Annotated in this window: 13 protein-coding genes; all 13 read left to right on the top strand. The window is 59.5% G+C overall.

Features of this window, described 5'->3' with window-relative positions; genetic code table 11:
• Positions 1 to 13 precede the first annotated feature (13 nt).
• The 13 genes from ACFOFO_RS14870 to ACFOFO_RS14810 all read left to right on the top strand — a co-directional run bounded on the left by ACFOFO_RS14870 (position 14) and on the right by ACFOFO_RS14810 (position 13953).
• On the top strand, positions 14 to 1546 hold the full coding sequence (locus tag ACFOFO_RS14870) for a YifB family Mg chelatase-like AAA ATPase (protein ID WP_390321961.1): 1533 nt from the start codon (positions 14 to 16) through the stop codon (positions 1544 to 1546).
• An 11-nt stretch (positions 1547 to 1557) separates the two neighbouring features.
• Positions 1558 to 2550, top strand: a complete 993-nt coding sequence (locus ACFOFO_RS14865) for a DMT family transporter (RefSeq protein ID WP_390321960.1) — start codon at positions 1558 to 1560, stop codon at positions 2548 to 2550.
• A 57-nt stretch (positions 2551 to 2607) separates the two neighbouring features.
• Positions 2608 to 3195 carry a hypothetical protein gene (locus ACFOFO_RS14860; RefSeq protein WP_390321959.1) on the top strand — a complete coding sequence of 196 codons (588 nt, stop codon included), beginning with the start codon at positions 2608 to 2610 and terminating at the stop codon, positions 3193 to 3195.
• Positions 3196 to 3450: 255 nt separating this feature from the next.
• Positions 3451 to 3795, top strand: a complete 345-nt coding sequence (locus ACFOFO_RS14855; RefSeq protein ID WP_390321957.1) for a DUF1840 domain-containing protein — start codon at positions 3451 to 3453, stop codon at positions 3793 to 3795.
• 59 nt (positions 3796 to 3854) lie between these two features.
• Complete coding sequence (locus tag ACFOFO_RS14850) at positions 3855 to 4709, top strand: alpha/beta hydrolase (RefSeq protein WP_390321956.1); 855 nt, start codon at positions 3855 to 3857, stop codon at positions 4707 to 4709.
• 175 nt (positions 4710 to 4884) lie between these two features.
• The gene (locus tag ACFOFO_RS14845; RefSeq protein WP_390321954.1) at positions 4885 to 5526 is read left to right on the top strand and encodes a LysE family translocator; all 642 of its coding nucleotides are present in this window, start codon (positions 4885 to 4887) and stop codon (positions 5524 to 5526) included.
• The gene (gene rsmB / locus ACFOFO_RS14840; protein ID WP_390321953.1) at positions 5526 to 6995 is read left to right on the top strand and encodes a 16S rRNA (cytosine(967)-C(5))-methyltransferase RsmB; all 1470 of its coding nucleotides are present in this window, start codon (positions 5526 to 5528) and stop codon (positions 6993 to 6995) included. Before ACFOFO_RS14845 ends, rsmB begins: the two co-directional genes overlap by 1 nt.
• A gap of 88 nt (positions 6996 to 7083) precedes the next feature.
• Positions 7084 to 7650: a DUF4390 domain-containing protein gene (locus tag ACFOFO_RS14835; RefSeq protein ID WP_390321952.1), complete on the top strand. Its 567-nt coding sequence runs from the start codon at positions 7084 to 7086 to the stop codon at positions 7648 to 7650.
• Positions 7647 to 9920, top strand: coding sequence for a sensor histidine kinase (locus ACFOFO_RS14830; RefSeq protein ID WP_390321951.1), 2274 nt, complete (start codon positions 7647 to 7649; stop codon positions 9918 to 9920). Before ACFOFO_RS14835 ends, ACFOFO_RS14830 begins: the two co-directional genes overlap by 4 nt.
• A gap of 92 nt (positions 9921 to 10012) precedes the next feature.
• Positions 10013 to 10735 (top strand): response regulator, encoded by a 723-nt coding sequence (locus ACFOFO_RS14825; protein WP_390321949.1) that lies wholly within the window; start codon positions 10013 to 10015, stop codon positions 10733 to 10735.
• Positions 10732 to 11103, top strand: a complete 372-nt coding sequence (locus ACFOFO_RS14820) for a GTPase (RefSeq protein WP_390331896.1) — start codon at positions 10732 to 10734, stop codon at positions 11101 to 11103. The genes ACFOFO_RS14825 and ACFOFO_RS14820 overlap by 4 nt, the downstream gene beginning before the upstream one ends.
• A gap of 169 nt (positions 11104 to 11272) precedes the next feature.
• On the top strand, positions 11273 to 11530 hold the full coding sequence (locus ACFOFO_RS14815; RefSeq protein ID WP_390327833.1) for a BTH_I0359 family protein: 258 nt from the start codon (positions 11273 to 11275) through the stop codon (positions 11528 to 11530).
• A 980-nt stretch (positions 11531 to 12510) separates the two neighbouring features.
• On the top strand, positions 12511 to 13953 hold the full coding sequence (locus tag ACFOFO_RS14810) for an undecaprenyl-phosphate glucose phosphotransferase (protein WP_390331895.1): 1443 nt from the start codon (positions 12511 to 12513) through the stop codon (positions 13951 to 13953).
• Positions 13954 to 14183 lie beyond the last annotated feature (230 nt).

Here is a 14183-nt window from a genome sequence, read left to right as displayed (position 1 = left end):
CGCCGAGTCGACGATGACCCTGGCCGTATTGAAGAGCCGCGCGCTGGCTGGCATGCACGCGCCCGAAGTCACCGTCGAGGTGCATCTGGCCAACGGCCTGCCGAGTTTCACCATCGTGGGGCTGCCGGAAACCGAGGTCAAGGAATCGAAGGATCGGGTGCGGGCCGCGCTGCAGAACGCGCGCTTCGACTTCCCGGCGCAGCGCATCACGGTCAATCTGGCGCCGGCCGACCTGCCGAAGGAATCGGGCCGCTTCGATCTGCCGATCGCGCTCGGGATCCTGGCGGCGTCGGGCCAGATCCCGGGCGACCAGCTCGACCAGTATGAATTCGCCGGCGAACTGTCGCTGTCGGGCGAGTTGCGCCCGATCCGCGGCGCGCTGGCGATGACCTTTGCGATGCATGACGGCAGCGGCGAGCGCGGTCGCGACCACAAGCCGCGCGGCTTCATCCTGCCGCGCGCCAATGCCGATGAGGCGGCGCTGGTGCGCGACGCCAGTATTTATCCGGCCGAATCGCTGCTGCAGGTGTGCGCCCACTTCGGCGCCAGCGATCCGGAGGCAAGGCTGCAGCGCCATCGCCCCGCGGCCGCCGCGGTGCGGCCGCAATATCCGGATTTTGCCGAGGTCAAGGGCCAGCAGCAGGCCAAGCGCGCCTTGGAAGTGGCCGCCGCCGGCAATCACAGCGTGCTGTTGATCGGCCCGCCCGGCACCGGCAAAACCATGCTGGCGGCACGCTTCCCCGGCATCCTGCCGCCGATGACGGATCAGGAAGCGCTCGAATCGGCGGCAGTGCAATCGCTGACCAGCGGCTTCTCCATCGCGCGCTGGAAGCAACGACCATATCGTGCGCCGCATCACACCGCGTCCGGCGTGGCGCTGGTCGGTGGCGGCGGCACGCCGCGCCCCGGCGAAATCTCGCTGGCGCATCGCGGCGTACTGTTTCTGGACGAATTGCCGGAGTTCGATCGCAAGGTCCTGGAAGTGCTGCGCGAACCGCTCGAATCGGGCCAGATCACGATTTCGCGCGCGGCGCGCCAGGCCGATTTTCCGGCGCGCTTCCAGCTGATTGCGGCGATGAATCCCTGTCCATGTGGCTATCTGGGACACGTTTCCGGCAAATGCCGCTGCACGCCCGATCATGTGGCGCGCTATCAGGACCGCATCTCCGGGCCGCTGCTGGACCGGATCGACATGCAGATCCAGGTCGGTGCGCTGGCCCAGGACGAGCTGATGAAGCAAGGCGAAGGCGAGCCATCGAGTGCGGTCGCAACCCGGGTCGAGCGCGCGTTTGCGCTGCAACTGGGACGGCAGGACAAGGCCAACAACCTGTTGTCCACCACGGAAATCGACCAGCACTGCAAACCCGATGCGGCCGGCGAACAGCTGCTGCGCAGCGCGATGACGCGACTGAACTGGTCGGCACGCGCCTATCATCGCGTGCTGAAGGTGGCGCGCACCATCGCCGATCTGGCCGGCGCCGCGACCATCGGTGCGACGCATATCGCCGAGGCGATCCAGTATCGGCGTGCGTTGCGCGAACGTTGAGCGGCGCCCCGATGTTCATTGGAATCTTGTGCGCGCTCGGCGCCGGGCTGCTGTGGGGCCTGGTATTTATCGCACCGCTGCTGCTGGGTGACTATCCCGGCCTGGTGCTGTCATTTGCCCGCTATATCGCGTTCGGCCTGATCGCCCTGGTGCCGGCCTTGTTCGACTGGCGCCGCATCGTGGCCCTGCGTCGGGCCGACTGGATCGCCGCGCTGAAACTGGCGCTGGTCGGCAATCTGCTGTATTACGCGGCGCTGGCGACCGGCATCCAGCTGGCCGATGCACCGCTGCCGACCATGCTGATCGGCACGCTGCCGGTGGTGATTTCGGTGTGCGCGAATCTGCTGCCCGGCCATCCGTCGGAAACCGTCGCGTGGCGCTCGCTGGCACTGCCGCTGCTGATTATTGCGGCCGGTCTGATGCTGGTCAACGGCAGCGAACTGGCGCACATGAAGCAGATGCCGCACCTACCGCACGGGAGCGGCGCCGGCCGCACGCCGGCAGATTACGCGCTGGGCTGCGCGATCACACTGGGCGCGGTGGCGGCGTGGACCTGGTACCCGATCATGAACGGGCGCCACCTGAAGGCGCATCCGAATCTTGCTTCATCGACCTGGGCCACCGCGCAGGGCCTGGCAACCTTGCCGCTGGCACTGCTCGGCTTTGCCGGCTACGGGCTGTTCAGCCATGTCAGCGGCGGCGCGTACGCCTTCCCGCTCGGACCCAGACCGCAGCTGTTCATCGGCATCATGCTGGTGATCGGACTGCTCGCCTCGTGGCTCGGTACGCTGTTGTGGAACCAGGCCAGCCAGCGCCTGCCGACCTCGCTGGCCGGGCAGTTGATCGTGTTTGAAACGCTGGCCGCGCTGCTGTATGCATTCATCCTGCGTGGCAGCATGCCGCCGCCACAGGTGCTGACCGGCGTGCTACTGCTGTGCCTCGGCGTATTGCTGGGAGTGCACGTGTTCCAGCGCACAAGACTTAGGGCCGCAAGCGCGGCATGATCGCGGGAGTCGCCGCGGAAATCAACGCATTCAACCACCTCATCGTCACCAAAAACCATGCCAAAAAATTCCCTTGCCCTGCATCCCCGTGCGCTGTTGCGCGCTACTGGCCGCAGCGTGCTGGCGGTCAGCGCCTGCACCCTGCTATTGCTGGCCTGCTCGCCCAAGTTCGACTGGCGCGAAGTCCACGGCAAGGACGCGCCGTTTGTGGTGGTGCTGCCGGCCAAACCGTCGTCGATCGCGCGCCAGATCAACCTCAACGGCACCACGGTGACGATGCAGATGACCGCAGCCGAAGTCGATGGCGTCACATTTGCGATCGGCACCGCTGAATTGCCCGACGCCGCCAAGGCCCAGGCGGCGCTGCCGGCGATGAAGAAGGCACTGGTCAGCAACATCAAGGGCACCGTCAAGAGCGAGAGCAGCGCGGCCGCCGCGCAGGGAGCGCCAGGCGGTAAGCGGCAGACCAGTTCGCTGTCGATCGAGGCGGAAGGCGTGCGCGGCGCGACGGCCGAACCAACGCTGCTGATCGCGCGCTTCATCGCACAGGATCAGCGCATTTACCAGCTGATCGTGATCGGCAAGCCGCAGGCGGTGTCGCGCGATGCGGTCGACACTTTCTTGACCTCGTTCAAGCTCAATTGAATCGGCCCTGTTGCGCAGCGCCCACACGACCGTACACCCTTCCTTTTTTGCTGGAGTATCATGATTATTCGCATGATTTCATTGCGGAACAATTGATTTGATTAGCCAGTATATTTATTGCAGCAGGATCGGCGCATGAATTTTCCAGGCGCCAACCACGCGTCCAGGCTTGCCTGTCCGTACTGAATGTCAGATACTGGAAGTAAGGATTCGTGTTATGTTTTCATCATCGCCACTTACATGATTAGGCTCGCTATGTTGATCACATTCAAATCAAAAGCTACCGCCACCGTCACGATGTACGAGGAGCATGCCAGGCGCATTCTCAATTTGCTGCACAAGGACGCCAAACGTGGCGTCATTACGGCGTCGGAAGCCGGGACCGCACTCACCAAGCTGGAAGCAGAAGTTGCCGAAAGCCGCGCCCACCCGACTTCGGATGAAGTGCAGCACGACATCCATGCGCATCATGGCGATTTCGGCGACGACAACGAGCATGAACCGCCGCAAGCGGTCAGTTTCTCGGCGCGTGCCTATCCGCTGCTGGAAATGCTGCGCGAGGCACATAAAGGCGGATATGACATCCTTTGGGGCGTGTAAGTGACTGCAGCGTGTAAGTAGCTGCATCAACTGCGTGCCGCCACTGAATGCACCCCGAAATGCCGGCTGACTTAACGCTGAATACCCCGGCGGTGCTGAACGCGGCCGACGGTACGGCGCTGTCATTTACCGATTTTATGGTCGATGACACTGCCGGCAGGTGTGGCGGCATCGTGCTGATGCATGGCCTGGGCGAACATGGCGGTCGCTACCGTCATGTTGCACGCTTTTTCAATGATTGCGGCTGGTCGGTGCGCATCTACGACCATCGCGGCCACGGTCGCTCAGGCGGCCCGCGCGGCGACGTGCCGCATCAGGACACGTTGCTGCAGGATGCCGAAATTGTCATCGGCGATTTCGCGCATCAGCTTGGCGCTCCGCCGCTGTTGTTTGGTCACAGCATGGGCGGCCTGTTTGCGGCGCGCTTGGCGCTGGCCGCCAAAATGCCTCTGGCCGGCCTGATACTGTCGTCACCGGCGCTCGCGCTACCGCTGTCGCGTGGGCAACTGCTGCTACTCAAAATACTGTCGGCCATTGCGCCCGGCCTGGCTGTGCCGAATGGCCTGAAAACGCAATTTTTGTCGCATGACCCGGCCGTCGCCGTGGCCTACCACAGCGACCGCCTCGTGCACGGCCGAATCAGCGCGCGTTTATTGCACAGCATGCGCGCGGCCGTGGCCGATTGCCAGGCGCAGGCAGCGACGCTTGCGATTCCGGTCCTGATGGTGGTGGCCGGCGACGATCGGCTGGTTGATGCGCAAGGCAGTCATCTTTTCTTCAGGCAACTGCCGCAGGAATTGCGCAAGATGCATTGCTATGACCGTTTTTATCACGAAATTTTCAACGAGATCGATGCCCAGCGGGTGTTTGCGGATGTCCGCGCCTGGCTCGATGTGGATCGACGCATTGCCTAGCTGCTGCGACACCCGCGGCGGCTGTGCCAGCGCGGGCCACTTTGCCAGCCTGCAATGGCATCATTTCCTGCTGTTCCGCTCACCTGTTTGAAAGCCGCGACCCGGCACAAATGCCCTTAAGCCAGCACAACCGCTACAATCTAGCCTTTCCATTTTGCCAGCGACCCATTTCATCATGCCCCCCTTCGGCATCACCGACTTCGGCCTGTTTTGCATGGCCGTGCTGCTATTGAATGCCACGCCCGGTCCGGACACCGCCTACATCGTCGGGCGCAGCGTGGCGCAAGGCCGCGCCGCGGGGCTGGTGTCGGCGCTCGGTATCTCGGCCGGCTGCGTGTTCCACGCGCTAGCCTCGGCGCTCGGCCTGTCCGCGATTCTGGCCGCTTCCGCCACTGCCTTCCTGCTGGTCAAGCTGGCCGGCGGCGCCTATCTGATTTATCTGGGCCTGCGCATGCTGCTGGCCAAACCTGCCAACGCCGCGGCCGATACGCCGGTCATGCTGGATGTGCGGCCGCTGCCCAAAATTTTCTGGCAGGCAGTGGCGACCAATATCCTGAATCCGAAAGTGATCCTGTTCTTCCTGTCCTTCTTCCCGCAATTCGTGCACCGCGATTCGCCGCACAAGACGCTCGCCTTTTTATTGCTGGGCGCGGTATTTCTGCTGATGTCGACCCTCTGGAATAGCGGCACCGCGCTGCTGGCCGGCACGCTGGCGCGGCATGCCGGCCATAACCCGCAAATCAAAAAATGGCTGGAGCGCACCGTCGGCACAGCCTTCATCGCGCTCGGCGCCAAACTCGTACTCACCAAAAACTGATGCAAAAACGTCCGCTAATCACCGTCAAAAAGGCACCGAAACCGGTGCGCATCAAATTGAAACCCGCCTCCGGGCCCGGTTCGGCGCCGAGCGCGGTATCGATCCCGAGCGCCAGTGAACTGCCGAGCAGCGGGCGCAGCCTGCAGCCCAATTTCAAAACCAAATTGCCGCACGAGTCGCTGGCATTCGCGCTGTTCGGCGCGGCGCAGGCGGTGGCGCAAGTCAAGGCCGGCACCGCGTTGCCGCAGGCACTGGCGAAAATTTTTGAGCACAGCGATCCCAGCCCACAGGCCCGCGGCGCGATCCAGGCCATTGCCTACCGCGCGATGCGCCAACTGGGCCGGGCCGAGACCCTGCTTGGCATGATGACCAGCAAGGCGCCCGATCCGGCGCTGCTGCATGGCTTGCTGTGCTGCGCGCTGAGTCTGCTGTGCAATCCAAGCGAAACCGACGGCGGCCTGCCCTACGACGACTTCACAGTGGTCGATCAGGCCGTCACCGCGGCTGCCGCGCACCCCGATATCGCCCATGCCAAGGGCATGGTCAACGCCGTGCTGCGACGCTTCCTGCGCGAACGCATCGCACTGATGCAGACCGCGCAATTGCAGCCGGTCGCGGCCTGGAATTATCCGCAGTGGTGGATCGATGCCGTCAAGTCTGCCTATCCGCACGACTGGCAAGCAATCCTGGTTGCCGGCAATAGTGCGCCGCCGCTGACTTTGCGCGTCAACCTTCGCCGCACCACGGTACCGGAGTATCTGCAAACCCTGACGCAAGCTGGCATCGCGGCACAGCCGATCGGGTCAAGCGCGGTGCGTCTCGACAAACCGCTGCCGGTCGCGCAGATCCCCGGCTTTGCCGACGGCATGGCGTCGGTACAGGACGCCGCCGCGCAACTGGCTGCTACCCTGCTGGACGTGAGCGATGGCATGCGGGTCCTGGATGCCTGCGCGGCACCGGGCGGCAAGACTGGCCATTTGCTGGAAACCGCCGTGCTCGACCTGACCGCGCTCGACCACGACGCCCGGCGGCTGGTGCGGATCGAGGAAAACCTGCAACGCCTGCAACTGTCGGCCACGCTAACGGTCGGCGACGCCAGCAACCGGCAATGGTGGGATGGCCGCCAGTTCGACCGCATCCTGGCCGACGTACCGTGCACCGCATCGGGCATCGTGCGCCGCCATCCGGACATCCGCTGGCTGCGACGCAAGGCCGACACGCTCCAACTTGCAACACTATCCAAGGAAATTCTCGACAATCTTTGGCAGATGCTGCGCCCCAATGGTAAATTGCTCTTTGTCACGTGCTCGCTCTGGCCCCAGGAATCCGAGGCGCAGGCAGCCGCATTCGCCATGCGCAATCAGGCAACCCGCTTGCCCGCACCCGGTCAATTGCTCCCTACAGTCGGCAAAGAGGATGATCACGATGGTCTGTTTTATGCGCTGTTTCAGAAAACGTCCAGTCAATAGCGCGTTGCGCGTCACGTCCTGATCGATTTAGACATTGCCCGGGAGTTGATCTCTGTTCACCGCCGCCATTAACCGACGACTGTTTGCCATGCTGGCGTGCTGGCTGACGGCGTGCGCGTTGTTGGTGCCGTCACTGGCGGCGGCCGCGGCCGACAATATCGAGATCACGCAAGCCCATCTGGAAGCCACCGACGAGGGCACCAAGCTGTCGGCCACCTTCGCATTCGATCTCAATCGCGGCCTGGAGGATGCGATCACGCGCGGCCTGACGCTGTCGTTCACCACCGAGGTCGAGATTACACGGCCGCGCTGGTACTGGTTCGACCAGAAAGCGATCATCACGTCGCAAACCATCAAGATCTCGTACAACTTCTGGACCCGCCATTACCAGGCCGCCATCAGCGGCAGCCTGCAGCAGAATTTCAACAGCCTCGACGACGCGCTGTCGCTGGTGCGGCGCCCGCGGCGCTGGGTCGTGGCCGAAAAGGGCGCCTTGAAAGTGGGCGAGACCTATAACGTCGCGGTGCGCACCGCGCTCGACGTCACGCAATTGTCGAAACCGTTCCAGGTCAACGCCCTCAACAACAGCGACTGGCGCCTGTCGTCGGACTGGAAGCGCTTCACTTACAAGGCAGAAAAGGTCGACGAGAAGTGACCCGCACCTTGCGTTATCTATTGATCGTCGGCGGTGCCGTCTCCGGGATCCTGCTGTTTTTGCTGGCATCGGCAGCCGATAATTCCAGTTTTTTCGAGCGCCACTACACCTGGCTACTGGGGCTGAACGCATTGATGGCGACCGCCCTGCTGCTGCTGGTGCTGTTGATGCTGACCCGCTTTTACAAGGGCTACCGGCGCGGCAAATTTGGCTCCAGATTCACGGCGCGGCTGGTGTTGCTGTTCGCCGTGATCGGCATTCTGCCGGGCGTCGTGATCTTCGTGGTTTCGGTGCAATTCGTGTCGCGCTCGATCGAATCCTGGTTCGACATCAAGGTCGAATCGGCGCTGCAATCGGGGATCAATCTCGGCCAGGCCGCGCTCGATGGATCGCTGTCCGAGCTTGCCACCAAGGCACACAATATGGCGCTCGAGCTATCCGATCTGAGCGAGACGGCGCAAGCGACCCAGTTGTCACGGATGCGCGACCAAGGCCAGATGCAGGAGGCGACCATCCTGACCGCCGACGGCAAAATCATCGCGACTGATGGTGGACGGCTGGCGGCGTTGCTCCCCGAGCTGCCGAGTGCCAGCATGCTGCGCCAGGCCCGTATGTCGCGCGGTTTCTCCGTGATCGAAAACAATAACGATGCGGACCACGAAACCTCAGCTCCCAAGACGGGGCCGCCAGCGGAAGCCAGCGGCCTGCGCCTGCGCGTGGTGATTGCCATCCCGGGCTCGTCCAATCCGCTCGCACTCCAGGGCGAGACCCACTATCTGCAGTTGATCCAACCGGTGCCCGCCTCGCTGGCCGACAACGCCAGAGCACTGCAAGTCTCCTACAGCGAATATCAGGAGCGTTCGCTGGCGCGCTCCGGCCTGCGCAAGATGTATATCTCGACGTTGGTGCTGACGCTGCTGCTGGCGATCTTCGGCGCCGTCGCCAGCGCCTTCCTGATCGCGACCAATTTGGCCAAGCCCTTGCTGGTACTGGCCGAGGGCACCAAGGCAGTGGCCGAAGGCGATCTGTCGCCGCGTCCGATCGTTGCCAGCAATGACGAGCTTGGTACGCTGACACAATCCTTCAATACCATGACGCGGCAATTGTTTGACGCCCGCACCGCGGTCGAAAAGAACCGTGCCGAACTGGAAAACGCCAAAGCGTATCTGGAATCGGTGCTGGCCAATATGTCGGCCGGCGTGATGGTGCTCGATGGCGAGTTCCATCTGGTCAGCTGCAACGAATCGGTCGAACGCATCCTACAGCACGATTTCGAGGCCTATGTCGGCCAAAGCCTGACCGCCATCGACGGCCTGCGACCATTCGGCGACGTCGTGATCAAGTCGTTCAGCGAGCAAAGCGCGCAGGCGGCAGGCGGCGTCGATGATGTGCATTGGCAGCAGCAGATCGAAATCCCGCAACTGAGCGCCACCGGCGCAGCCGGGCATGACATCACGCTGCTGGCGCGCGGCTCGCGCTTGCCGGTGCAGGACGGCAACGGTTATATCGTGGTATTCGACGATATCTCGAACGTGATCTCGGCACAGCGTTCAATTGCGTGGGGCGAGGTGGCGCGCCGGCTGGCGCATGAGATCAAGAATCCACTGACGCCAATCCAGCTGTCGGCGGAACGCCTGCAAATGAAACTGGAAGGCAAACTGGCGCCAGCGGATGCGGCGATTCTGCACAAGAGTACACTGACCATCGTCAATCAGGTCAGCTCAATGAAACGGATGGTCGACGACTTCCGCGACTATGCCAGAACGCCGCCGGCGGTGCTGTCACCACTGGATCTGAACAGCTTGATCGAGGATATCCTGCATTTGTACGTTGCTGGCGACGAGCGCGATATCATCCATGCGGCGCTGGCGCCGCAGTTGCCGCAGGTGATGGGCGATGCCACCCAGCTGCGCCAGGTAATTCACAATCTTCTGCAAAATGCACAGGACGCGGTGTCCGATCGCAACAAGGATGCAGCCCGCCCCCGGATCGACTTGGTGACCGAAGTGGTACGCTATCAAAATGCCAATGGCGAGGTGTGCAGTGCGGCACGACTGTCAATCAGCGACAGCGGACCGGGATTTGCGCCAAACATCCTCAAGCGTGCATTTGAACCTTATGTAACATCCAAACCGCGCGGAACAGGACTCGGCCTGGCCATGGTGAAAAAAATCATCGACGAGCACGGTGGCCGTGTCGACATCCAGAACCGATCCGAGACCAGCGGTGCCAAAGTACACATTTTGCTGTTAAAGTTGGCACCTGCTTAAGTTGATACTTAATCTGAAAAATTGATTGCCCGGTCATTGCAGGCGCAAAGAATAAAACCGGGAACCGGTGAAATGAGGAAGGCAGAAAACACATGGCAAACATCCTCGTAGTCGACGATGAAATGGGCATCCGCGAGTTGCTCTCGGAAATTTTGGGCGATGAAGGACATGCGGTACAGACCGCCGAAAATGCGCAACAGGCACGCGAGATCCGCGCGGCTGGCGCGCCGGAGCTGGTGTTGCTCGACATCTGGATGCCAGACACCGACGGTGTCACCCTGCTGAAGGAATGGCAACGCGACGGTTTGCTGACGATGCCGGTGATCATGATGTCCGGCCACGCGACGATCGACACCGCGGTCGAGGCAACCCGTATCGGCGCGATGAATTTCCTTGAAAAACCGATCGCGCTGCAAAAATTGCTGAAAGCTGTGCAGCAGGGACTGACCCGTGGTCAGGAAACCGCGCGTGCGTCGGCGACCCCGCTCCGCCCGGTACTGTTGCCGGTGGAAGAACAGCGCGGCTTGCATGCCTCGCCAAGCGCGCCGATTGCGTCGACCGTGGCGCATGTCACGAGCCGTCCGGCAATGCAGGGGGTTCACCAGGACACGCATTCGTTCAACCTGTCGTTCGACTTGCCGCTGCGCGAGGCGCGCGACGCGTTCGAGCGACTGTATTTTCAACATCACCTGTTGCGCGAAGGAGGCAGCATGACGCGCGTCGCCGAGAAAACCGGACTGGAAAGAACCCATCTGTACCGAAAGTTGAAACAACTGGGCGTCGAATCAAACAAGCTTGCCAAAAAAGGGGAATGACGCTCACCACTCTCGTCATTGGCGGATGCGCCGCTTCGCGTGAAGCGGCGATCGCAGCAGCGCTCACCGCCGGCGCCGGCCAGGATGCGACAACCGCGCTGATCCTGGAAGGATTGCCGGATGGCGTGTCGCGGTTCGGGACAGAACAGCATTCGCCGCCGCTCAACATTATCCGCATCGCCCCCGGTTGCCTGTGCTGCACCGGCAACCTGATCATGCGGGTGACGCTGAATCGACTATTGCGTCACCCACCTTCCAGACTTTTTGTCAGCCTAGCAACTGCAACGCATCGCGAGCAGATCCGGTTCTTTTTTACCCAAGCACCCTACGATCAGCTGATGAGCCTGACCGACGATCTCATGATTTAAGAAATCCTGCACCTTGCCGTTAGTATTATCAGGTGCATGTGACTAATGTTCGACAGCGAGTTTCCGGGCGTCGACATCCTAAACCTTGAAATCGGTATGCCGAAACCCCATTTCATACGTTAAGGGAATAGCCGACCAATTTGCAGTGCTTGGCCCACAAGGAGTCCATATGAACCTGATCTACAACAGCGACCAATACAGCGTGGTGGAGTTTGGCGCAGACGATAATCGTGAAGCCCTGCGCTTTGGCGGCTATGAAATCATGGACAAGCCAGGCAAGCGTGAAATTTTCATCGGCGGCGCGCTGGCGAAATCGTTCCGCCAGGAGGTGCAGGATTTGATCGCGACGGAACCAAGCATTGAAGAAATCGACGAATTCCTGGGTCAATTCGATGTTCTGATGCAACAACCCGTGATGCTGCATTAATTTCCTCCCATCGGTCGATTCGTGCCGGTCCGGTTGCCTTGGATCGGCACAATATTCTTCTGCTTTTCTGCCGACTGCGCAGTGTGAAATCACTTCCTTCCTACCCGCTGCGAAATCCACGCGCATCAGAATTTCCACCCCCGTCCTACTGAAACCGACCCGCCAGCCCGGCAACACCGGTGTAGCGCCGGCCATCCTCATCATGTCGATCGGCAACGGATATTTCCTGCGTGCTACATAAATAGTCATTTCGTCCTCCCGTTCGGCTTCGATACAACATTCGCCACCGCAAAGTCACATGCTTTGTCGGACCTCAATCGCGTTAGCAGGCGATGTGTAACAATTTGTTAATTCCATTGCGAATCAATCGGGTTGTCGTATAGGGCCAACAACGCCTTCTGAAGAAAAGATTTGTGCTTGAACAATAGAAGGGGTGGGTTGCCCCTCTTTAAAAATTGGCACTTTGATAGTTATCAACTCGGAGATGAAAGAACTAATTCAAATTGATGATGTGCCTCTGATGAATGTTTTGAAATTTCAGTTTGTGTCAGGAAAACTTGCTTTTCATTGGCCTTCTTGCTGTTCTTACGAATCACAAGGTCGTCGCAAGGCAAGCCGGGAGACCGGATATGAACAGTGCGTAATCTCCGATACGAAACATCAGTTTTCGACATTATCAATGGATCAGCATTGATTCATTACTTGGGCCTGAAATTCTTATTGGCCGGCAACATCCGTCATTTCTTGTGGATCCGCCTTCGGTCCAGTGATTGAGTAGAAAACTTGTCTTATGGCAACGCCAGCACGCCAGCACTAACGATTACCAACCGGCTATTTCGGAACGGAGCGACATTTAACTTGAAGAGTAATTCAAAGAAAATCAGCTCTGTAAGCAAGGAAAGCACATTGGAAAAATCATTTTTGGCTAAAAAGGCACCGGCGTTCAATAGGGTACCGCAAGCACCGGAGGAATTTGTTTTTTGAGCAGCGCTTCAAACGAACGAAATGGCAGGCCGATCATGCATGATTTAATTCTCAAGAATTCTACCGGGCTGGAATTTTCGATGCGGCTGATGGATGTTCTTGTGCTGCTGGCGGCCGGTCATTTCGCCAGCCAGCTTCATTTCAATACCTCTCTCGACATGGCTTCCCCCGTTCACACCGTGCTGCTTTACTTTTCTAGCGGCCTGGCTTTTTTATTATTCCCACAATTCGATCTGTATGCATCATGGCGTGGACGACTTATGCCCAACATGTTCGGACGGCTCGCGGCCACTTTGGCGCTGGTTTTTCTAATCGGAGTGTTTTTCAGCTTCCTGATCCACCACGTAGGCGCATTGTCACGCTTGTGGTTGATTTACTGGTACGTAGTCAGCATTATCTTTTTAGTGACCTACAGAACACTGGTGTACTCAATACTGCGCTATTTGCGTAAAAATGGCTTGAATAACAAGCGCGTGGTAATCGTGGGTTATGGCCACGTCGGACAAGAAATGCATAAACGCGCATTGCAACAGGACTGGTACGGTTATGAAGTAAAAGGCGTACATGCCTGCAGGGACACCGACAAGTTCAAAGACCCCGCAATAGTAAAAATTCATCAGCTGGAAGACATTCATGATTTTGTAACGGCTAATGGCATTCATGAAATCTGGATTACGTTGCCAATGAGCGCATCGGATCAATTACATCAACTGCAGTATTCACTGCGTAACACCCTGGTCGATATCCGCTGGATGCCCGATATTTTCAGCTTGCAAATGTTGAGCCGCAAGATGATCGACTTTCTGGGCATGCCTGCAATCGATTTAAACCGCCCTAGCTCCAGCGGCTTGGGCGGCATCGGCAAGGACCTGTTCGACAAACTGTTCGCCTCCATCGTGCTGATACTGTTGCTGCCATTATTCGCGGTGATTGCAATCGGCATCAAATATTCTTCCCCCGGCCCGGTGCTGTTCCGGCAATCCAGGCTGGGCTTGAATGGGAAAAAATTCAACATCTATAAATTCCGCTCGATGCAATTGCATCAAGAGCATGGCAAGGTCACGCAAGCTACCAAAAACGACCCGCGCATCACCCGCATCGGGCAATTCCTGCGGCGCACCAGTCTGGATGAACTGCCACAATTCATCAACGTACTGATGGGAGATATGTCGGTCGTCGGCCCAAGGCCGCACGCACTACAACACAATGAGATGTACAAAGATGCTCTAAGGCTATACATGCTGCGGCATCGGGTCAAGCCTGGTATTACCGGGTGGGCCCAAATCAATGGTCATCGAGGTGAAACCGATACCTTAGACAAAATGGAAAAGAGGGTGCAATCCGACCTCTACTACATTCACAACTGGTCGTTCTGGCTCGACTTGCGCATCATTGTCTGGACTGCATTCAAAGGATGGACGGGTAATCATGCCTATTAGTCCCCTTATCCTGTCGGATGAAGTCACTGACGCCTGCCACATCGACAGTGTCTCGGGCTCAAAACCGGGATCCTTCCTGACGGCAGAATTGTTTGCGAGCGTGGTAGCGCGTACGCCATTGGTTGCCATTGACTTGATAGTGACCGACTCGGAGGAAGCCGTGCTGCTAGGTTTGCGCAATAACGCGCCAGCCCATGGATTCTGGTTGGTGACGGGTGAGAGAATTCGAA

This window comes from Pseudundibacterium arcticum (genome assembly GCF_042646465.1).
Classification (GTDB): domain Bacteria; phylum Pseudomonadota; class Gammaproteobacteria; order Burkholderiales; family Burkholderiaceae_D; genus Undibacterium_A; species Undibacterium_A arcticum.
The sequence above is the reverse complement of the archived record's forward strand: the minus strand, read 5'-3'. Positions and strand labels throughout refer to the sequence as shown.

Bases quoted from the DNA above. Each gene is read 5' to 3' on its own strand.
- ACFOFO_RS14835 (WP_390321952.1), top strand. From the start codon at position 7,084: ATGCTGGCGTGCTGGCTGACGGCGTGCGCGTTGTTGGTGCCGTCACTG.
- ACFOFO_RS14865 (WP_390321960.1), top strand. From the start codon at position 1,558: ATGTTCATTGGAATCTTGTGCGCGCTCGGCGCCGGGCTGCTGTGGGGC.
- ACFOFO_RS14855 (WP_390321957.1), top strand. From the start codon at position 3,451: ATGTTGATCACATTCAAATCAAAAGCTACCGCCACCGTCACGATGTAC.
- rsmB (WP_390321953.1), top strand. From the start codon at position 5,526: ATGCAAAAACGTCCGCTAATCACCGTCAAAAAGGCACCGAAACCGGTG.
- ACFOFO_RS14860 (WP_390321959.1), top strand. From the start codon at position 2,608: ATGCCAAAAAATTCCCTTGCCCTGCATCCCCGTGCGCTGTTGCGCGCT.
- ACFOFO_RS14820 (WP_390331896.1), top strand. From the start codon at position 10,732: ATGACGCTCACCACTCTCGTCATTGGCGGATGCGCCGCTTCGCGTGAA.
- ACFOFO_RS14870 (WP_390321961.1), top strand. From the start codon at position 14: ATGACCCTGGCCGTATTGAAGAGCCGCGCGCTGGCTGGCATGCACGCG.
- ACFOFO_RS14815 (WP_390327833.1), top strand. From the start codon at position 11,273: ATGAACCTGATCTACAACAGCGACCAATACAGCGTGGTGGAGTTTGGC.
- ACFOFO_RS14825 (WP_390321949.1), top strand. From the start codon at position 10,013: ATGGCAAACATCCTCGTAGTCGACGATGAAATGGGCATCCGCGAGTTG.
- ACFOFO_RS14845 (WP_390321954.1), top strand. From the start codon at position 4,885: ATGCCCCCCTTCGGCATCACCGACTTCGGCCTGTTTTGCATGGCCGTG.
- ACFOFO_RS14850 (WP_390321956.1), top strand. From the start codon at position 3,855: ATGCCGGCTGACTTAACGCTGAATACCCCGGCGGTGCTGAACGCGGCC.